Below are 19,152 nucleotides of genomic sequence, written 5' to 3'. Positions count from 1 at the left end.
GCGCAAAAGCGAAACTCACATCGATCGACGATACTGCCCACCCACGCGGTAGAGCGTATTAACGATGTCGCCTAGGCTAGCGTGACGCACCGTGTGCATCAACTCAGCAAAGATGTTGCCGCCTTGCATGACGACTTGGCTAAGACGGCGTAAAGCTTCCTCGCGCGTCTTGGTGTGACGGTCCTTGAAGGCGGCCAGACGTGTCAGCTGATCGTCCTTCTCTTCATAAGACGCGCGGATCAGCGGAATTTCGGGGCGCACGTATTCACCACTTAATACTTTGGGATTTAGGTAGGTGTTGACGCCGATGATTGGTAGTTCGCCCGTGTGTTTCAGGTGCTCGTAGTAGAGGCTCTCCTCCTGAATCTTGGTGCGTTGATACTGCGTCTCCATCGAACCAAGGACGCCGCCACGTCGCGATAGCGCCTCGAATTCCCGCAGGACGGCTTCCTCGACCAGATCTGTCAGGTAATCAAGGAAGTAGGATCCCTGGTTGATGTTCTGGCAGAAGTTAGGGCCAAACTCTTTGTTGATGATCATCTGAATCGCCATGGCGCGCCGCACGCTTTCCTCAGTTGGCGTGGTTACGGCCTCATCGTAGGCGTTGGTGTGGAGCGAATTACAGTTATCGTAGAGAGCTAGCAGGGCCTGGAGCGTAGTGCGGATGTCGTTAAAGTCCATCTCCTGCGCATGGAGCGACCGTCCAGATGTCTGGATGTGATACTTGAGCTTCTGCGACCGTTCGTCACCTTGGTATATGTCGCGCATGGCGATAGCCCAAATGCGGCGTGCGACGCGGCCCATTACGGCGTACTCGGGGTCGAGCCCGTTCGAAAAAAAGAAGGAGAGATTGGGCGCAAAATCATCGATGTTCATACCGCGCGCCAAGTAGTACTCGACGTAGGTAAAACCATTAGCCAGGGTGAACGCTAGCTGCGTGATGGGATTAGCTCCAGCCTCGGCAATGTGGTAACCCGAAATCGATACGCTGTAGTAGTTGCGTACCTTTTTGTCGATGAAGTACTGCTGCACGTCGCCCATGAGTTTAAGGGCGCATTCCGTCGAGAATATGCAGGTGTTCTGCGCCTGATCTTCCTTAAGGATGTCGGCTTGTACCGTACCGCGGACCACTTGCAGCGTTTGGTCGTAGATCCGCTGATGCTCCTCAGGAGTTGGAGCTCTACCTTTATCGCCGCAGAATTTATCGACTTGCTGGTCGATAGCTGTGTTTAGGTACATGGCGAGAATGATGGGTGCAGGTCCATTGATCGTCATGCTGACGCTAGTAGACGCGGCACAAAGATCAAATCCGCTGTAGAGCTGCTTCATGTCATCAAGTGTGGCGATGGAGACACCGGATTCACCGATCTTGCCATAGATATCAGGGCGACGATCAGGCTCTGATCCGTAAAGCGTGACGCTATCAAAAGCGGTGCTGAGCCTTTTGGCGGGATCGTTCTTACTCAGGTAGTGAAAGCGTGTATTCGTCCGCGACGGTCCACCCTCGCCAGCAAACTGGCGTTTGGGTTCCTCTTGCTCGCGACGGAAGGGAAAAACTCCAGCCGTATAGGGGAACTCACCCGGCAAGTTTTCTTTCAGAAGAAAGCGGAGCGTTTCCGCCTTACTCGTGGCAGCCGGTAGCGCGATTTTGGGAAGCTTCTGTTGGGCGAGAGACACAAAGGTCGGTTGGACCTTGATATCTTTGCCGCGGACTTGATAGGTGAACTCGTCCGCGAGATAGGACGTGCGGATCTCTTGCCACCGCCCCAGCTGCTCTTGCCAACGCGGATCAACATCCCGCCAAGCGGCGGCCGCGGCAGTTTCGCTGGTTTGAGCTTCCTCATGCTTACCTTTATCACGGAAGTGTTGGGCGGCGATCTCAAGGGCCTCGGCCGTTTGTGCCGCCTTAACTTGCTCGGCGCTAGCCGCATGGTAGCGCCGGACAGCGTGAGCAATTTCTGCCAAATAATGGATTCTGTCATCAGGAATCAGCGCATCGCGGTTACTCGAGACCACGGCGTAGCTCCGTTTGGTCGCAACGTCGTACCGACGGCCATTGATTTTACCGTTAATTTTACCGGCCAGCGCTTGATAAAGGCCATTAACGCCGTCATCGCTGAAGCGGCTGGCTATGGTGCCGTAGACTGGGTAGTTTTCGTCACTTACGCGTTGTCCCTGAAACCGCGTCCGCCGGAGCTGGGTGCGGACATCGCGCAGGGCATCGGGAGCCTGCCGGCGCTCGAACTTATTCACCGCAATGAGATCGGCAAAATCAAGCATGTCGATCTTTTCGAGCTGAGTCTGAGCGCCGTACTCACAAGTCATCACATACATAGAGATATCAGCGACATCGACAATTCCCGTGTCACCTTGGCCGATACCACTGGTCTCGACGATGAGAAAGTCGAAGTCTTGGCTGCGCATGACCTTAATGGCGTCTGCCGTACTCTTCGCTAACTCGCGTCCGGCATCTCTGGTGGCTAGCGACCGAATAAAAACGCGCGGATCGGCAGCGGAGTTGATGCGGATGCGGTCACCGAGTAGGGCGCCACCGGTTTTCTTTTTCGATGGGTCGATACACAGGAGACCGATGCGAATCTCGGGGAAATCCCAAAGAAAACGCATGATCAACTCATCAGTAAGCGAGCTCTTGCCAGCCCCACCTGTACCGGTGATCCCGACCACGGGCACTTGCTCAAAGCGCTTGCGTGGGTCAGCGATCGAGGCGACTAGTTCTGTTGCACTGTGCTTGCCGCTTTCGAGTAAGGTGAGTGCTCTGGCCAGCTTGGTCGTCTGATGGTCGCGCCGCTGACCCCAATCCGTGTAGGCAAAATCTGCCTCCATCAACATGTGGCCGATGATACCGTCGAGACCAGCACGCTGGCCGTCCTCGGGGCTATAGATTTTTGTAACGCCGTAGGCCTCGAGCTCAGCGATTTCACGCGGGACGATGACACCACCACCACCGCCGAAAATGAGGACGTCACTGGCACCGTTTTGATTGAGGAGGTCCCGGATGTATTTAAAGAGCTCCATATGCCCGCCCTGATAGGACGAGAGCGCGATGGCTTGAGCATCTTCCTGCAAGGCAGCTTGCACGATCTCCATGGCGCTACGATTGTGACCTAAGTGCACAACCTCGGCGCCTCGAGCCTGGAGCAAGCGCCGCATGATATTGATGCTGGCGTCATGACCGTCAAATAACGCGGTAGCGGTGACAAAACGCACTTTGTGGCGTGGGCTGTAGGTGCCCATCTTTTCCGGAGCGGTTTCAAGAAATCGACGGCTTGCTGGAGCCTCGGACTTTGAAGCGGACATGCACTGCTACCTCTAACCCAGGGGTTTCTTAGGGCCGGAGTTTAAATCAGCGCACCACGTTAAGTAAACCGCTTAAAAAAGCCGCCGAAGCCCTAGTCGCACCGTTTGTGTGGTGAGCTGATAGCGGCGTGAACTTGAGTCCAGATTGCGGGCAGCAAGACCGTAGCCCTCGTAGTAGCTGACATCGGGAATCACAACCGTCGCCATCTCCGTGGACAACCCTAAATCGATCCAGACGTTGCGGTCGATCAGGAGAGCGTTGACTATGCTGTAACCCATGAGCTTTGCAGTGCTTCCCGGGAAAGGGCTGCCACCGAAAAAGCCCCCTGGACTATAGCCGAAGGTCGCCTTGGGAGCGACTTCGCCACCAACCTCGAGACTGTAGTTGCCGCTCCCGAGCCGCAGCTGGGAGCCGAGCAAAGTAGCGTTGATAAAATGGGATTCCGCAGCATTGCCAAAGGCCGAGCGGCGCAGCTCGACATGACCGCCAAGATCGAGTTGCCAGGCGCCCGCAGTCCACGTGCGTCGCAATCCTGAGCTCAGACCCAGACGCGTATAAGTGGCATTATTGGTTCCAGGAGCTCCATTAGAAGCTCCCATCTTAGTGCCCGTAATCTCCCAAGGGCGCACGTGCCAATGAGCTCCCAAGGCGCGTTCCTGTCCGATGGCGAGGCCGATTGGGATGCCTAAGTGGGTTTGGTTTTCCGCTTTATCGGTGCTGCCGTTAGCCCGGACACCGGTCCTCGGGTTCATAGGCACCTGAATGTCTTGAAAAAGTCCGACGCCCGAACTGACGGTGAAGTAACCACCGGTTGACCGCGGTTCCGCCTTGAGGATCGATTCGTAATCAAAATCCTGGGCACGAGCGACAGCCGACGCTCCGGCAAGGGCCAGACAAATCACACCAAATAAACGGCTCACGGGCAACTCCACATCAACAGCAACAAAGCAGATTCAGCGACAACAGGCAAGGGAACGTGTCCGGACGAGCGCAGTCCGGCTGTGGCCCACGGAGCAAAACCTAGGCCAGCTACAGAATCGAGTTTTTATAGACCCTTACGCCTACCTCGGGCGGCATGACTCCGCGTCGCCTGTCGACTTTCTTGACAGGCTGGTGAGCTGGCATATTGGGCCCAGGCTTGACTCATCAAGTCTCGGGCCGCTTGAGTGCTGGGTGCTAGGCGGCTGGCGCCCCGCTCCGACCCCAGCCACACTGAGGTCACGATCTGCCGGTCAACGCCCACATACCAGCCATCGCGCAAATCATCGCTCGCTGCGGACATGCCTCCTGTGTTTACCACGGCGCCAGCCTTGGGCTTGGCATGACCCTCGGCCATCGCCACATCAAGGGCGCCACGGATGTGATCCGCACACGTAGAGGACATGACGATGGTGTCGGGCTGCCTGGTACGCTGGTAGATCAACTTACCCCTGCCGTCGACAATCCGCTCGATGGCGTAAGGCTCCTCGATCTTGCCACGTGCAGCAAAGGCCGCGTACGTCAGTGCAATCTGCAGGGGGCTAGACTTGATCTCGCCTAGAGCAAGGCGGAAGTCGGGTGCGGCTGGGCCTAGTCCCAGACGTTTGGCAAATGACGCTAGGGTACCTAGTCCCATAGTCGCGACTAGCGGCAGACCTAAAGTCGCATCTCCCGATCTCAACACATCAAATAGGGTTGGGGCCACGCTCTTTCCGCGCCTCGGTATCCCGTAAGGATCGTCATCTACATGGCTGGTCAACTTGAGTCCTTGCTCAAGAGCCAAAGCCACATAGATGGGAGCGATGAGTTGCCCAATCGGACGCCACGTGGCAGAGGCACGATTAAATTGCGACAAATTGAAGCTGCTGCCGCCTTGCATCGCGAGGATGGCCCCGTTATCGGGACTTACTGAAACCAGTGCGGCTTGTAGGTCGTGAGACGGCCCCTGCTTGGGAGCCTTTAATGCCGCAGCTTGGATGAGGCTTCCCACGGTCTCCACTGCCGCGTGTTGCAAATCCGCATGGAGCGTCGTGTAGATCTTCAGTCCATCGGTGGCGAGATTGAGAAGTCCCAACTTGCGTTCAATTTCGCTCGCCACCTGCTGCATAAAGTACGGGGCTTGATCGTCAAAGCTCTCGCGTGTCGGATATACCTTCACACTCGAATTAGCCCATAAACTAGCTGCCGTTCGCGTGATGACGCGGTCGACCAGCATGCGCTGCAGTACAAATTTTTGGCGTCGATGAGCAGCGCTCAGGTTTTTGTGCGGAGCATAACGTGAGGGACTTTTTGCCAGGCCAGCAATCATGGCTGCCTCGCCAATGGTGAGTTCTGTAGCATGCTTGCGAAAATAATTTCTTGCTGCAGCTTCGATCCCGTAGCTAGCGTTTCCTAGATAGATTTTATTGAGATAAAGCTCGAGGATGCGATCCTTGCTCAGGCGCCTTTCGATGGCCAATGCCAAAATAGCCTCTTTGACTTTGCGCTCGAACGTACGGTCTTGGCTGAGAAAGCTGAGGCGCGCCAACTGTTGCGTGATAGTGCTCGCGCCTTGACGAAACCCACCCCCACGCAAATTGATGAAAGCAGCGCGGATGATGGCCATGGGGCTGACACCACTGTGGTTGTAAAAACTTTTGTCCTCCGCACTTAAAAAAGCTTTCACCACCATTTGTGGCATAGCCTTCAATGGGACAAAGTAGCGCCTCTCGGTGGCAAATTCGCCAATCTTGCGTCCCTGATGATCAAACACTTCGGACGCGAGGGTGTCACGCTTAGTACCGAGTTGCTCGATGAGTGCAATTTGTGGGGATAACTCAGCTCGTAACTTGATGCAGTAGATAGCCAGCAAAAGGCATAGCGGAGTTAGGAGCAGGACGCTCACTGCTGCAAAAGTCTTAAGTTTGGTGTGCATATCTTGATTTTACCATGAGGCGGGAGCGCGGTCTGCATTGCTAGCCCCTCGTGACGTTCGGCTGAATTGCTAATTAATATCTGATATTCTAGGGCTTCCCGGTACTTGTAGTGGGTGCTGGGTGCGGTGTGGCGGTTGCTCGTATGGGGAAAGACGCATACACTCCGAAGTCCCAAGCTTTGAGGAGGGCCCGATGCAGGACGAGGCGCCAGCGCCATCAAAAATGGCCTCTCTAGTCGTTGTCTATGTCACAGTGTTTGTCGATTTGCTGGGATTTGGCATGATTCTGCCACTGCTGCCATTCTACGCTATGCACTTTGGTGCATCCGGACTTTGGATCGGCATATTGGCTACCGCTTATTCTGCCGCGCAATTTGCCGGCGCGCCGGTGGTTGGTTGGCTTTCCGACCGTTTTGGCCGCCGGCCGGTTCTCCTGGCTGCCCTGGCGGGCTCAGCGGTATCATTGGCCCTGGCCGGATTTGCCACAAGCCTCACCATGCTGATCGTGGCCCGAGCCCTTGCCGGCCTTTTTGGCGGCAGTATCGCTGCGGCACAAGCCTATGTAGCTGATGTGACCGCGCCGGGGGAGCGTTCGCGGTATATGGGTATGCTCGGTGCTAGCATCGGTATGGGTTTCGTATTCGGACCAGCTCTTGGGGCTGGGCTTTCGGTATTTGGCTTTGGCACGGCTGCGCTGGCGGCATCGGGGATCGCCTTTGCCAATCTGATCGGAGCCTACTTTTTGTTGGTAGAGTCGCGACACGGCGGTTCCACCACGAGCCGTCGTGCGAGCCTGTGGGTCGGCATCATACAGTCGATAAAGGCGGGACACTTACGACTTTTACTGATCGGCTCTTTCTTAATCACGTTTGCCTTCGTCGGTATGGAGACCACCTATGCGCTGCTTAGCGCTAAAAGATTTGACCTGTCGGCTCAAGGTTTGGGTTATGTGTTTACCTATATCGGAGTGGTCATTGTCGTGGTGCAAGGTGGTCTCATTGGACGGATGGTGAAGCGCCTTGGTGAGCAGCGCGTAGCCATGCTTGGAGCCGTAATTATGATGATGGGGCTGACCCTGATTCCCCTAGCGCCGTCGCTGGCATGGTCTGTTGCTGCCTTGAGTCTACTTGCGGCAGGGCAAGCCTTTACTTCGCCCACGATAGCGACCATGCTATCAAAATGTGCAGGCGTGGATGAGCAAGGTGAAGTATTGGGTCTGAGTCAGTCTTTAGCGGCGGCGGCTCGTGGCCTGATGCCCGTGATAGCTGGCGGGCTTTTCGACTTAGGGGCTGCCCTGCCGTACATACTTAGTGCAACGGTATCGCTGATTGCAGCAATTTTAATCGGATTGGTGCCGGTAGATGAAGGATCCACCAAATGGCGTGGTGCTAAACATTACGGTAACTGAGTCAGCAACCTGAGGAGAAACCGTGCGACTATGTAGCCTATGGTGGGTGGTATTGTGCGGCTTGACGGAAGTCAGCTTAGGTCAACCGTCGGAATTAAATTATGGTCATGTTGCCGTGTGGCATCACGGTCGGCCGGTAGTGAAGAGTGTAATGCTGCCACAGGCGATTCCAGGGCGGATCCTAGCGACGCCACTGCTGCAGGTGAGCCCGCTGCCAGATAATTTGCAGCCCACGTCTGAAAACTGTTTTTGCTATGATGTCAACGATGACCGTTTAGCGGTTGTTCATGCTTTTTATTACGCCCATAATGCCATCGTGAATTACAATCAGCTGCTGCGCGAGCTGAAATTGCCGCAACTACGCGATACCGTTCTTACCCTTGTTAAAGATGCATCAGCTCCTACCATGGGTACGACATCGTCACGAAAATCAGCGCAGATAGTGATCCGCTATTCAAGTCCGGCGATCGACCCATTCACAATAGATCGAGAGGTCGGCCGCGCTATTTTGCAAATGCTTCTGCCACATTTTCGCTGGCGGATGGCGTCCGGTGACAGTCCTCTGGCACCGCGAATTCGTGCGGAAGAAGATGGCATTGAGGAGGGCACGGCCAATATCCTTGCAGCGCTAGAATTAGGCACCGCCGGTAATTTGGCGCAGACGAGCGATACGCTGGATGCGCCTATCGTGCAGGATGTTGACACCTTTGTCCGGTTCCCCGACGTCGTCATGACGCGGCGGCAAATAATGAGAGAGTTGACGCAGTCGCCACGTTTTGCTGCGCGGTACGCGGGCTATGTATCGCGGCTACTTAAGCAACTAGACGAACCACAGCAGAGCGAATATTTGAGTCAGCTCGATCCGAATGTTAGTTCAGCTATCATCAATCAACCGCTTTGGCAGGTTGCGGTGCGGTATGGTTTCCGCGCAGCCAAAATTCTGGTGCTAAGGGCCCTTGGCTCGTGGTCGTCACCAGACTATAGCTACGTGGCCTATGGTCGCGAACTCGTGATGCAGGCCCAATTGATGGGATCCAAGTGGGCAGATGTTCTCAGCGAAGAATACCAGCGACGGGGATTGCCAGTTCCCGACGCGCGAATCGCGTTAAAACCGTCAGAACAAGCCACTCAAGCCACTCATGTGAGGTAAGCTATGTCCCCCGAACAAGCCCCAGTAGCAACCACCAAGCGCCTTGAATTTGCCATAGCTGCCGCCAAAGCAGCCGGTGCTATCACTTTACGTTATTTCCAGGACGGAGCTCTGCGGGTTGAAACTAAATTAGATAGATCGGTCGTAACTGAGGCGGATCGACTCGCAGAGCGACAACTACGAAATGCTATCGCGCAGGATTTTCCCGACGACGCCATCGTTGGTGAGGAGTATGGAGCGAAGGCAGGCGAGAGTGGTTGGACTTGGTATCTCGACCCCATTGATGGCACGCAAGCTTTCGTGCGTGGGGTACCGCTTTTTGGCACATTAATCGGTGCCGAATACCGCGGTGAGTCTAAAGTCGGAGTCATCTTCTTGCCCGCCTTAGGAGAGATCGTCTACGCGGCGCGCGGACAGGGGTGTTTTTGGGAGCGTGGTATGCACTGGGATGGCCTCTGTGGTTTTTCGCAGGTAGCGAGGACTAAGGCAGAAGTATCAGCAATCAGTGATCTGAAATCAGCACTCTTTTGCACTACTTGGATGCAAAGTTTTGTGGCGACCAACCGGGTCGATGTGTTCTCGCGGCTGTGTGAGGCGACGGGAGTATTTAGAGGCTGGGGCGACTGCTACGGCTACGCCTTGGTAGCAACCGGTCGAGCCGAGATTATGGTCGATCCCCAACTCAGTGTCTGGGACGCAGCACCCATGCAGGTTATTCTCGAGGAGGCCGGCGGTCTTTATACCACGTTTGAAGGTAAGCCAGATATCCACGGTGGCAGCGGTGTCGCCACCAATGGACGTCTTCATAAATCTGCACTTGCGGTGATCAAAGGATCCTGAAATCGCTGAGTCCAAGCCTTAGCGATAAAAGTTTTGGATCATCCAAAGCTTGCCACCTACTTGCGCATAACCACAGGACACCTGCCTGTAGGCAGCGTTGGCCATATTCTCGTAGTGACCACCACCTGGGCCCTCGCCCCACATCATTTTGAGACAGCCGTTTTGGGCCGTGCCAGTCTCACCACCCCACCCCGGGCATTCGTTTTGCGCGGATTCGCCGCACTTACCAAAGTTACGGTGAGCGGCTCCGATGGCGCCGTCGTCAGCAGACTGCTTATCGACACAGCTATTTGTGGTTGCGTCATTTTTCAACGTCAAGGCCGAGCGCCCTATAGAAGCGCGGTAGGCGTTTATAGCATTGAGGCAGTCAACCCGCAGATCGCCAGAGTTACTAACTAGGGCTATTTGGTTGGTTGAGTTTGTAGTTGTGCCATTGCTAGCACCGCTGTTGGTGCTCGACTGACCACCAAAACCATTATTGTTTAGTCCGCCGAGTCCTCCACCAAGCCCATTCAGGAGACTACCGAGGTCGAAACCTCCGAGTCCCCCGCCGTTAAAGAGGCCACCGAGGCTACTGGTGAGCCCACCGAGCCCACCGCCATTAGTGAATTGACTAATTAGATTGCCGATAAAGCCTCCGGGCTGGCCGTTGCCGCCACCAGGAGTGATCGTTGTTGGTGGCACTGCCGTCGTGGGCGTCGTGGGAACGCTAGCCGTGGTCGTGGCAGGCGTCGTGGCCGGCGGCACAGCAGCTCCGCCAGTGTCATCTTCGTCCTCCTCTTCGGAGGCACCAGGAGCCGGTGCTCGTGCGCTACCGCTGGAGGCAGGCTTGCACGCGACTAAGCCTACTATGTTTAATGAAATTAATAGTAACCAACCATCCGCTCGAACTCTTTTCATAAAAAACCCCGACTGCGACAACTCCGACTGACGGCCCTTATCGGCACTTTCGGGTAAAAACTTTAGATAAAAGTTAATTGTTTGCTTTTTTTTGAGCGCTATCATCTTAAAGTTCTCTGCATTACATGAGTTTAGCTTAGCAGCTCTAGTAGGTAGGCCACGTACCATCCAGCACCCATCATGAGCACACCTACCACGGTATTGACGTGCCCGCGCCAGTGCAGCCATACCACTGGTAACCCGATGCTCGCACCGATGAATACATGCTGTTTCATCTCGTCGCTGAGAAACCGCAGTGTTGCGGCCAAGACCAAGCCCAGGGCAAGCGGGCGCAATGCGATCTCGATGCGGCGCACGTATGATTTACTTCGGTGGCGGTAATAAATTTGCGTAACCACACTCGTGAGCGCTATGGGAGCGAGATACATGCCGATCGTGCTAGCCGTTGCCCCCTTAAATCCAGCAACCTGATAACCAACGAGAGTAGCCATAACCATATTCGGTCCAGGCATAAACTGACCTAGTACATAAGAGCGCATGACGGATTCGGTATCAAGCCAGTGAAAAGTGTTTACAACGGCATCGCTGATCGAAGGAAGCATGCCTATGGCACCGCCGAACGCCAGAAGGCTGGCACTGGCGAAGAGGAAAAATAGCTGCCAATAAATCACCAGCTAAACTCCCATAAGAGGCAGACGGCCGCGGCGACAAGTACCACGATGACCACGGGTAGCCCATAAAAGCTGGCAACCGTGACACTAGCAGCAATTAAGGCGCGGCCCCACCACTTACGACTAGCTCCAGTGGCCGGCTTGCCTTGGTCGTTCAAGGTCAAGCGCAGGCCAATAGCAAGCTGCCAGATGAAGCGTGCCGTTAACAAGAACGCACCGATCGCCATTCCTTGGAACCAGATTTTGACACGAAGATCATGAAGGGGCGCGATGCTATATACAGCTATAGCTAAGATGGCGCCGGGTAGTATCAGTGCCACTACGGCTAGTATAGCCGCCAATCTTCCCACCAAAAGCGATCCAGCGCACATGGCGAAATTGACCAGGTTTGGTCCAGGCAGCATCTGCGCTAGTGTAAGTAATTCTTGAAACTCATCTGCGCTTAACCACTTGTGTTTACGGACGATCGCTTCCTCAAAAAGTTGTAGACGCGAAGCGACACCAATACTGAAGGTGCCAATCTTGAAATTGAGCCAAATCCACTCAGTATGCGTTGCCCGCGTCATCAAGGTGCCATCAAGGATTATGCGTCAAAGAATCTAAATCAATCGACGATCAGTGAATGGTGCGAAAGAGGCCAGCATAACGCTTTAACAGTAAAGCCATATCGATGTCTCGGTCATAGATAGAGTACCAGCCCTGAGGTTCGTGGGGTGGATCACCAGTAAAGTCATCGCCCAGTGACCATGAGGATCCGGGTTGGCGTGGACGTCCCTCGCCACCCCAGGCCCAGAAGTTGGCCCCGGCCAGTTCGTCGCTAACTTTAGCCGCTGAATAGACGCGTCCAAGTAGCTTGTTGAAAAAATGCAAACGATGCGTCGCAGGGGCTTCTGCTTCATAACGACCTAGATCACGAGCGATACCAAATTCAGCAAGCACCAGCGGTTTACCAACTTTGGACATAACGGCGCGTGATTTGGCGAGGCTTGCGATCGCTTTTTTGACAGCTTCTCGATAAGTCCTGGGGTCAGCCGGATTATACCAACCAGCATTTTGAACCCAGATATGAGTCGTACCATAATCGATATCAGATAGCTCGTTCACGTCCTGCATCGTTTCGCCCTCGCTCCCCGAGATGACCAGGTGATGGGAGTCGAGCGATTTAATGAGCCTAGCGCTGTCAGCTACCCAGTCGACGAAGGCGCGCTTATTGTCGTAGGCATCTGGTTCGTTAGCGAGTTCCCACGACATGATAGTTGGGTCATCTGTGTAGGCGACTTGCGAGATACTGTTGACGCGCCTTACCATGAATTCGATATGGCGCGCGAACGCAGCTTTGGCCGCGGCGTTAGTAAAAAACTGCTCGACGTAACCTTTGTAGGTATTCCAATCGCCGCCCTCAGCCGGAGGTGGATAGGGTATGGGGCCTACACCAGCCCATTGCAAATATTGCGCAAAGCCACCCGACCAGTGCCAATAGTTACCGAGACAGAGGACAGCCCGCATCGAACGTTTAGCCATTTCCACCAGAGCAAAATCAAGACCACTGAGTACGGCTTGATTATACTCTCCGGGTCTGGGTTGCAGCGACGGGGACATGCGCCACGGTGCATCGTCTGGCCCCTCGGTGCCGGCCATGATTCGCAAGTTGCGAACGCCCAGTTTTGCCAGCCGATCGAGCTCGCGCACGAGTCTTGCGCGTCCTGCAGTATTACCCTCTGCCCCGAGATTCGCGGCATACCAGAGGTTGGTCCCGAGGTAGGCGTAACGTCTAGCGCCAATCACAAAATGCCGGCCCTGGACTTGGACAAACTCGCGATCGCCACTATTAGGACCTGCATAAGCTGCAGGTAAATCCATGATGCCAAGAACCAGTAGCAAACATGCAAACATGAACTTCGTAAGGCGATCACAGTCCCAGGGCAGGAGCATAGGCAGTATCCTCGGTCCAGATGGTGAAATTGGAATAGGTAGGTAGAGCAGGTAGGCAGAAATAACCTACCTGTTAGTTTGGCAGAAATTACTGGGCGAGGAAAGTGGCGCAAACTAATTTGCGACCGGTAAAGACCAACAAAAATTTATATTTACTTAGTTATCTTCTGGCTTTGGCTCAGCCATTCAAGCTCGCGACCGACATCGTGTTTTACTCTGGGGCTTATCGATATGTCGTGATTTTCAAAATAGCTCAGATTGTGTAGATCGAAATTAACTGGCCCCAGTTTATGGCAGGATATACAGCTAGTGTGCGCCACGTGGGTTTGGTGTGGGTCAGCAATACGAGCCGCTTTGCGTTTACGCTCGGGAAAAGTCCAGATTACGGCAGCGTCGAGCTCAGCCCAATCAGCGCCTTTGTTGGTCCGCTCTAGCTGATCCTTCAGGTCGACAAGGGACTCGTCGTCGCGGCGCACAGTGCCTCGTGCCTTAAGTCCATAGCTAGCCAAAATACGCCCATCACGTGCTGATTTAACCGTAAGCTCCTGGCGTTTTAGTTCGCTCCCTGCCGAAATGGGCTCAAAAGCGATAAACACCCACTCATCGATCATCGGGGGATCACGCCCCTCAGGCAACGAGAAAGCGGTGAGTTGTGTGAGATTTTGTGGTTTGGCAAAAGTGTGGAGAAAGCTACTTAAACGTTGCAAAAAGTCAGCAGTGGATTCCTGCTGGGAAAATTCAGGGCGCTCGCCTAGATCGTCGTATAGTGAGACCGGGTTGCTGCCGCGTAGCTGTTTTAACTTGGTGACCAGCACATCGACTAATTGCCGATTTAACTTATCGAACTCTAGTTCTTCGGCAGCCTGGAGATGCTCAGCACGTTCGTGAAGTTCTTGCCAACGGAGAGCCTGATCCTTATCAAGCCCAGCCTCCGGCTCAAATCTGTAAAGTGCATGAAACGCTCGATCGTCAGCGTGGGCTTGCCATCTGTCACGGACAAAATGTTGAGTGATGGGTTGCCACACCAAACGGAGCTCAGGCTGACAAAGTCTCGCATTGCGTGGTGTGACGAAAGGGAGAAGCGGCTGACATGGGGCAAATCGCATCGCCACTAAACGCCAGTCCTTTAGCTTATTTTCCGTCTCCAACGCGTCGCCGACACTCGTTTGATGAAAAGCGTCAAAGATAGCGTGCCACCACGGTGCAGGGAACAATGCCTCATCAGCGGCTATCTTTGTATGACCAAGGGCCGGTAACACCACAGCTAGATCTTTGGCTCTCGTTATGTCCCTTGAAGCTAGTTGAGACGACGGAGCGGCAAGGCCCAGGGCGGAGTGGAGCAACAAACTAGTCACGACGACAAAAGCGTTGGATGGGGGCATAGGGGTACCTCTCAATTAGGAGGCGGGAGGTTATCAAATGAAAACGATTCTCAAAATACCAAATTTTAGAAACTTTTGAAAACAAAATAAATACAATAGGTTAAAGTGTTTCTGTCCAGATCGCGCGCTCAAGAGGGAAGGCCATCAAAATGATATTGATTCTCAATATCAAAGATGGCAGTCTGGGTTCGTAGACGTCATTTTGTGTAACTCACGGAGCCAACCATGCAGCAGATGATAAGGATCCAGCAGTGCCCAGGCGGATTGGTGCATCTTTCGATAGGGGCCATGACGGTGCGCCTTGATCAGACGAGTTTTTTGGCTGTTGCGACAGTCATTCATGCCGCAGCGACTAGACTGCAGCAACAATCTGTAACTGCCGAGGCGCCCAAACTGCGGGTGATTAACGGAGAACAGCAATGAATTGCGTGAAATATCTCTTGGCAATGATGGCGATATCTAGTCCAACGTATGCGGCAGCAGATCCCACAGCACCCGCCAGCTTGATACGGCAGATGACTGGCTGCTTTAGCGTCGTCTTTCATTATATTGAGGACGGGACACACGACAAAGATTATCCCCCAGTCATTGAAAAAGCCGAGTTAGTGAGTGAATCACCTTTAGTCATAAACCGGACCCTAATTATACAAGGTCACCATCAACCTCATTGGACAGAGGAGTGGACGGAGCTAGAGGACGGCAAGTGGCGCCAGAGTGTAACCGGTCCGTTCGGTGATTTGCGTTATAGCTGTGAGGGTCCGTGGATACTAAATCAATGGAATTGTCTCGCTGATCCAGCTGCGAAGCCAAGGCGTGACAGTGATCGCCCTTACGATCATCTGCGTCGCCAAAATACGCTGCAAATAAACGAAAATCGTTGGATTCATGTCCAGACCAATCAGAAAATCGCGACCGATCAGTCAGTTTACTCGGTCGAAATTGGCTGGAACACATACGAGAGGGTAGATCAGCAACAGTGCCTTTGACTGTCGGCTGAGGTAGTAGCTTCGTGGGCCTAAGACTCTTGTCTCAGGCCCTTTTAGTTTGAGGGCATTGTCATCTGACCGTAGGACTCCCAACGCATCATCTTGACCACGGCCTGATCGTCAATCGCACTAGGCTGCATAGCGCGTGTTAGTGCGAGGAATAGCGCTAAACCGCGAAAATGGGATGGCCCAAGGCGATACTGAATGCCGCGCCAATAAGCGGCGAGGTCAATGGCACTACCGTGCATATCGACGACCATGGGATCTGGAAAGTAATGACTAGGCTCTACGTGCATCCGCGCTTGAGCCAACTCGGCGGCCTCAATGATTTTTTGTCGCCACTGCGTGCTAAGTGGGCGTTTCGAGCATTGCCACACGGCAAACACAAAAGGCAAATCAGTGAGGTCGCGCCAGATTTCGCTCAGATCAATCACGCTGCGATAAGCAGGACGTTTGACCAAAGCCTCGTCACCGATCAGCAAATCGATGGGACGCATGGTGCTGACTACGGCACTTAGGCCGCTACTGGAACCAGCGCGTTGCTCGTAATTCGCCTCACCAAACCATAGCCGGTAGAGGATGCGTGCCAGCTGAGTGCTAGTGGCCGAAGCTGGTGTTACCGAAAGCACGGGCACTTTCTCAGTGGGCACAGGGGGTAACGCGTCAGCAGCGGTAAATATGTAGTTGGCGGCACTGCGCACATCGCCTTCGTACCTTTGAAGCGCGATCTTAAAGATTTTTCTTAGGAGCGCTTGCCGACGATGAAGTAGTTCAGTCAACTCACCATCGTCCTGATGGAGACCAAGATAGACACTGAGCACTGGTCCTAGCGAAGCGATCCCGACAGGCACCGCCACTTCCATGGCGCTGTTTTTAACCAAGCAAACGCTGGAGCTAGGAGCTAACTGAATCTTGGCCTCGGCTAGCCACTTGTTGACTTGCGCTGGATGACCACGGTGGAACTCTAGTTCGGGTCCCAATAAACGCTCAAGCTCTTGCCTTAGTGGTAATAGGTTCCAATAAGGAATCCAACCTAGACGAAGAGGCGACGAGGCTTGCGCCTTACCGGATTGACCTAACAAATTAACACTCCTTGATCGCTTCCTCAGCGCATTCGATCGTACGAGTGATGTCGGCATCACTATGGGCCATCGAGACAAAACCTGCCTCAAAGGCTGAAGGCGCAAAATAAATCCCGCGCTGTAGCATGGCGTGGAAGAATTTCTTAAAACGAATGGTATCACCTTCCTTGGCCTGCTCCAGTGACGTGACCGGTCCAGGATGGAAGAAGAAGCCAAACATCCCACCCTCACTATCGGCCGTGAACGGCACGCCGCGACGACCCATGGTGGCTTTGAGTCCTGACACTAGCTTGGCCGTACGGGTCGCCAGGGCGGAAAAGGCTCCTGGCCGTCTAATAATCTCGAGAGTCTTTAGGCCGCTGGCTACGGCTAGAGGATTACCCGACAGCGTTCCTGCTTGGTAAACGGGCCCCTCAGGTGCCACCATAGCCATAATCGATGCGCGGCCACCATAGGCGGCTAGAGGTAGCCCACCGCCGATCACCTTACCAAGCGTCGTCAGGTCAGGGACGATGTTGGTGAGACCTTGCATCCCGCCTATAGACACGCGGCAACCTGTCATCACCTCGTCAAAGAGCAACAGTGTACCTGCCGCGGTGCAAAGCTCGCGTAGACCTTCCAGGAATCCTGGCTCCGGCCTGATGAAGCCAGCGTTGCCAACGATTGGTTCCAGAATGACGACAGCGATTTCGCCCCGGTTCGCAGCGAACACTGACTTAACTTCGTCCAGGTCGTTATAAGTCGCTACTAGGGTATTTTGTGTCGCAGCCGCGGTAACTCCGGGGCTATCAGGCAGTCCTAGAGTCAGGGCGCCGGATCCGGCTTTCACGAGGAGCATGTCGGCATGGCCATGATAACACCCTGTAAACTTGAGAATCTTATCGCGCCGTGTGAAAGCCCGTGCCACCCGCAGCGCTGCCATGCAGGCCTCAGTGCCGCTGGAGACCAAACGTACCCGCTCCATCGAGGGATAGATGTCACGAATCGTCGTGGCCAGCTTAGTCTCGCCCTCCGTCGGCGCACCAAAACTAAGTCCGCGTCGCATGACCTGGCTTAAAGTCTCAACCACCTCGGGATGCGCATGACCGGCTATAGCCGGTCCCCAGCTGCCGACGTAGTCAATGTATTTGTTGCCATCGATATCATAAATGTAAGCGCCCTGGGCGCGGTCAATGAACAGGGCATCACCGCCGACGGATCCAAACGCCCTCACGGGTGAGTTGACACCACCAGGAATCACACCACGAGCAGCGCGCATGGCCTGCCGGGATTTTTCGCAGTACATCAGAATTCCTTATCATCTTGCGTCAAAACATATAGCCTGGAGGGGCGACGATAATTTTTTTTTGCCCCACCCGCACCTACAAAATGACCAGCTAGCCTAGAGAGGGGGGGGCGAGGTCGACTGATGCGTATCCTCCATATCGATACCGAGCTTACTTGGCGCGGCGGTGAAAACCAACTGCGACTCTTGCTCAACGGGCTAAAAGGCACCGATCTCGAGAACCATGTGGCTTTGCGCCCTGGCAGCCTCGCCATAGAGCGCCTGCGGGGGCTAGCCCAGCAGATCGTGCTGCCAATGCGCGGTGGCTTTGATCTATTCGCCGCCAGACAGCTAGCCAACTACTGTAAGTCTAAGAAAATCGATATCATCGATGCCCATACATCTAACGGGCACGCCATGGGTTTGCTGCTGCGGCACTTTTGCCCAGGGACGCGTCTGGTTGTCCATCGGCGCGTCGACTATGCGCCGCACCGTGGCCTGCTCAATCGGCGTAAGTATCTGTCTCCTAAGGTGGATCGCTATGTGGCGATCTCTCATGCCATAGCCAACGTGCTCACCCAATACGGAGTGCCCGCGGCCCGTCTGGAAGTTGTGCGCAGCGCCATAGACCCGGCAATTTACGAACATATAGACGCGGTCCAGGCGCGGCGTGAGCTAACACAGAGCTTCGGTCTCGACTTTGGTACCATGCTGATTGGCAACGCCTCAGCGCTCACCGATCAAAAAGGTTACGAGGTCTTACTCGATGCTGCGGCGATCCTGAAGCGGCAGGGCGAAAATTTTCATGTTTTCATCGCGGGCGATGGCCCCCTTATGAGCGACTTGGAGTGCCAAAGGCAGACCCTAGGACTGGCGCATCACGTCACTTTCCTCGGCTTTATTAAGGAAGTTCCGACTTTCCTCCGGGCCTTGGACATTCTGGCGGTGCCTTCTCACTTTGAGGGACTGGGCACGATCCTGCTCGATGGATTGGCAGCTGGTTTAGCCGTCGCCGCTACGGCGGTCGGTGGCATCCCCGAGGTGATCATGCCGGAGGTGACGGGCCTACTCAGCGCCGATGGCGATGCCGATGGACTTGCCCTAAATTTGACGCGGCTCCTGCACGAACACGATTTAAGGAAGCGTCTTAATGCGGCTGGGCGTGCTCACATCGACGCGGAATTTTCTGTCGGTGCGATGATTGCCGGCAACCTCGATGTTTATCAAAAACTTCTGAGATCTTAGGCCATAGCAGTGGGATTTGGCTGGGCCGTCAGTTAAGGCGGTGTGCCTTGACATTGCTCTTAGGGACTCCACCTTTGAAG

General features: G+C 54.4%; 16 protein-coding genes. 6 read left to right on the top strand and 10 right to left on the bottom strand.

The window, feature by feature from the left end:
* Positions 1–15 precede the first annotated feature (15 nt).
* The 3 genes from FJ146_05205 to FJ146_05195 all read right to left on the bottom strand — a co-directional run bounded on the left by FJ146_05205 (position 16) and on the right by FJ146_05195 (position 6,212).
* Positions 16–3,255, bottom strand: a complete 3,240-nt coding sequence (locus tag FJ146_05205) for a methylmalonyl-CoA mutase (protein ID MBM4251346.1) — start codon at positions 3,253–3,255, stop codon at positions 16–18.
* 135 nt (positions 3,256–3,390) lie between these two features.
* Positions 3,391–4,239, bottom strand: coding sequence for a hypothetical protein (locus FJ146_05200; protein MBM4251345.1), 849 nt, complete (start codon positions 4,237–4,239; stop codon positions 3,391–3,393).
* 125 nt (positions 4,240–4,364) lie between these two features.
* Positions 4,365–6,212, bottom strand: coding sequence for a hypothetical protein (locus tag FJ146_05195; protein ID MBM4251344.1), 1,848 nt, complete (start codon positions 6,210–6,212; stop codon positions 4,365–4,367).
* A 193-nt stretch (positions 6,213–6,405) separates the two neighbouring features.
* Between FJ146_05195 and FJ146_05190 the strand changes: the two genes are divergently transcribed.
* Genes FJ146_05190 through FJ146_05180 form a run of 3 tightly spaced genes read left to right on the top strand, consistent with a single transcriptional unit; the run spans position 6,406 to position 9,610 of the window.
* Positions 6,406–7,620: an MFS transporter gene (locus FJ146_05190; GenBank protein ID MBM4251343.1), complete on the top strand. Its 1,215-nt coding sequence runs from the start codon at positions 6,406–6,408 to the stop codon at positions 7,618–7,620.
* Between the two features lie 22 nt (positions 7,621–7,642).
* Positions 7,643–8,770, top strand: a complete 1,128-nt coding sequence (locus FJ146_05185) for a hypothetical protein (GenBank protein MBM4251342.1) — start codon at positions 7,643–7,645, stop codon at positions 8,768–8,770.
* Between the two features lie 3 nt (positions 8,771–8,773).
* Entirely contained in the window at positions 8,774–9,610 is an 837-nt protein-coding gene (locus FJ146_05180) for a histidinol phosphate phosphatase (protein MBM4251341.1), read from the top strand.
* A gap of 18 nt (positions 9,611–9,628) precedes the next feature.
* Here the strand turns inward: FJ146_05180 and FJ146_05175 are convergent, their stop codons facing one another.
* The 5 genes from FJ146_05175 to FJ146_05155 all read right to left on the bottom strand — a co-directional run bounded on the left by FJ146_05175 (position 9,629) and on the right by FJ146_05155 (position 14,495).
* On the bottom strand, positions 9,629–10,510 hold the full coding sequence (locus tag FJ146_05175; protein MBM4251340.1) for a hypothetical protein: 882 nt from the start codon (positions 10,508–10,510) through the stop codon (positions 9,629–9,631).
* Between the two features lie 131 nt (positions 10,511–10,641).
* Positions 10,642–11,184, bottom strand: a complete 543-nt coding sequence (locus tag FJ146_05170) for a chromate transporter (GenBank protein ID MBM4251339.1) — start codon at positions 11,182–11,184, stop codon at positions 10,642–10,644.
* Positions 11,178–11,747, bottom strand: coding sequence for a chromate transporter (locus FJ146_05165; GenBank protein MBM4251338.1), 570 nt, complete (start codon positions 11,745–11,747; stop codon positions 11,178–11,180). Before FJ146_05165 ends, FJ146_05170 begins: the two co-directional genes overlap by 7 nt.
* Before the next feature lie 49 nt (positions 11,748–11,796).
* Positions 11,797–13,113: a beta-mannosidase gene (locus FJ146_05160; GenBank protein ID MBM4251337.1), complete on the bottom strand. Its 1,317-nt coding sequence runs from the start codon at positions 13,111–13,113 to the stop codon at positions 11,797–11,799.
* A gap of 152 nt (positions 13,114–13,265) precedes the next feature.
* A complete protein-coding gene (locus FJ146_05155) occupies positions 13,266–14,495 on the bottom strand; it encodes a hypothetical protein (protein MBM4251336.1) in 1,230 nt (409 codons plus the stop codon).
* A 225-nt stretch (positions 14,496–14,720) separates the two neighbouring features.
* Between FJ146_05155 and FJ146_05150 the strand changes: the two genes are divergently transcribed.
* Both FJ146_05150 and FJ146_05145 read left to right on the top strand, forming a co-directional pair.
* Positions 14,721–14,918 (top strand): hypothetical protein, encoded by a 198-nt coding sequence (locus FJ146_05150; GenBank protein MBM4251335.1) that lies wholly within the window; start codon positions 14,721–14,723, stop codon positions 14,916–14,918.
* The gene (locus tag FJ146_05145; protein MBM4251334.1) at positions 14,915–15,481 is read left to right on the top strand and encodes a hypothetical protein; all 567 of its coding nucleotides are present in this window, start codon (positions 14,915–14,917) and stop codon (positions 15,479–15,481) included. Before FJ146_05150 ends, FJ146_05145 begins: the two co-directional genes overlap by 4 nt.
* A 53-nt stretch (positions 15,482–15,534) precedes the next feature.
* On the opposite strand, the gene FJ146_05140 is transcribed toward FJ146_05145, so the two are convergent.
* Both FJ146_05140 and hemL read right to left on the bottom strand, forming a co-directional pair.
* Positions 15,535–16,620, bottom strand: a complete 1,086-nt coding sequence (locus tag FJ146_05140) for a hypothetical protein (protein ID MBM4251333.1) — start codon at positions 16,618–16,620, stop codon at positions 15,535–15,537.
* Positions 16,565–17,848 carry a glutamate-1-semialdehyde-2,1-aminomutase gene (gene hemL, locus FJ146_05135; GenBank protein MBM4251332.1) on the bottom strand — a complete coding sequence of 428 codons (1,284 nt, stop codon included), beginning with the start codon at positions 17,846–17,848 and terminating at the stop codon, positions 16,565–16,567. The genes FJ146_05140 and hemL overlap by 56 nt, the downstream gene beginning before the upstream one ends.
* 123 nt (positions 17,849–17,971) lie before the next feature.
* On the opposite strand from hemL, the gene FJ146_05130 reads away from it, so the two are divergent.
* The gene (locus tag FJ146_05130) at positions 17,972–19,072 is read left to right on the top strand and encodes a glycosyltransferase family 4 protein (GenBank protein MBM4251331.1); all 1,101 of its coding nucleotides are present in this window, start codon (positions 17,972–17,974) and stop codon (positions 19,070–19,072) included.
* The last annotated feature ends 80 nt before the right edge of the window (positions 19,073–19,152 follow it).

The sequence above is a fragment of the Deltaproteobacteria bacterium genome, from assembly GCA_016874735.1.
In the GTDB taxonomy this organism is placed as follows: Bacteria; Bdellovibrionota_B; Oligoflexia; order Oligoflexales; family CAIYRB01; genus CAIYRB01.
This window is presented reverse-complemented; position numbering and strand designations above follow the sequence as displayed.

Coding starts and splice junctions, on each gene's coding strand:
- FJ146_05205 (MBM4251346.1), bottom strand. CDS start 3,255: ATGGGCACCTACAGCCCACGCCACAAAGTGCGTTTTGTCACCGCTACC.
- FJ146_05195 (MBM4251344.1), bottom strand. CDS start 6,212: ATGCACACCAAACTTAAGACTTTTGCAGCAGTGAGCGTCCTGCTCCTA.
- FJ146_05190 (MBM4251343.1), top strand. CDS start 6,406: ATGCAGGACGAGGCGCCAGCGCCATCAAAAATGGCCTCTCTAGTCGTT.
- FJ146_05180 (MBM4251341.1), top strand. CDS start 8,774: ATGTCCCCCGAACAAGCCCCAGTAGCAACCACCAAGCGCCTTGAATTT.
- FJ146_05175 (MBM4251340.1), bottom strand. CDS start 10,510: ATGAAAAGAGTTCGAGCGGATGGTTGGTTACTATTAATTTCATTAAAC.
- FJ146_05165 (MBM4251338.1), bottom strand. CDS start 11,747: ATGACGCGGGCAACGCATACTGAGTGGATTTGGCTCAATTTCAAGATT.
- FJ146_05160 (MBM4251337.1), bottom strand. CDS start 13,113: ATGCTCCTGCCCTGGGACTGTGATCGCCTTACGAAGTTCATGTTTGCA.
- FJ146_05155 (MBM4251336.1), bottom strand. CDS start 14,495: ATGCCCCCATCCAACGCTTTTGTCGTCGTGACTAGTTTGTTGCTCCAC.
- FJ146_05150 (MBM4251335.1), top strand. CDS start 14,721: ATGCAGCAGATGATAAGGATCCAGCAGTGCCCAGGCGGATTGGTGCAT.
- FJ146_05145 (MBM4251334.1), top strand. CDS start 14,915: ATGAATTGCGTGAAATATCTCTTGGCAATGATGGCGATATCTAGTCCA.
- FJ146_05140 (MBM4251333.1), bottom strand. CDS start 16,620: ATGCCGACATCACTCGTACGATCGAATGCGCTGAGGAAGCGATCAAGG.
- hemL (MBM4251332.1), bottom strand. CDS start 17,848: ATGTACTGCGAAAAATCCCGGCAGGCCATGCGCGCTGCTCGTGGTGTG.
- FJ146_05130 (MBM4251331.1), top strand. CDS start 17,972: ATGCGTATCCTCCATATCGATACCGAGCTTACTTGGCGCGGCGGTGAA.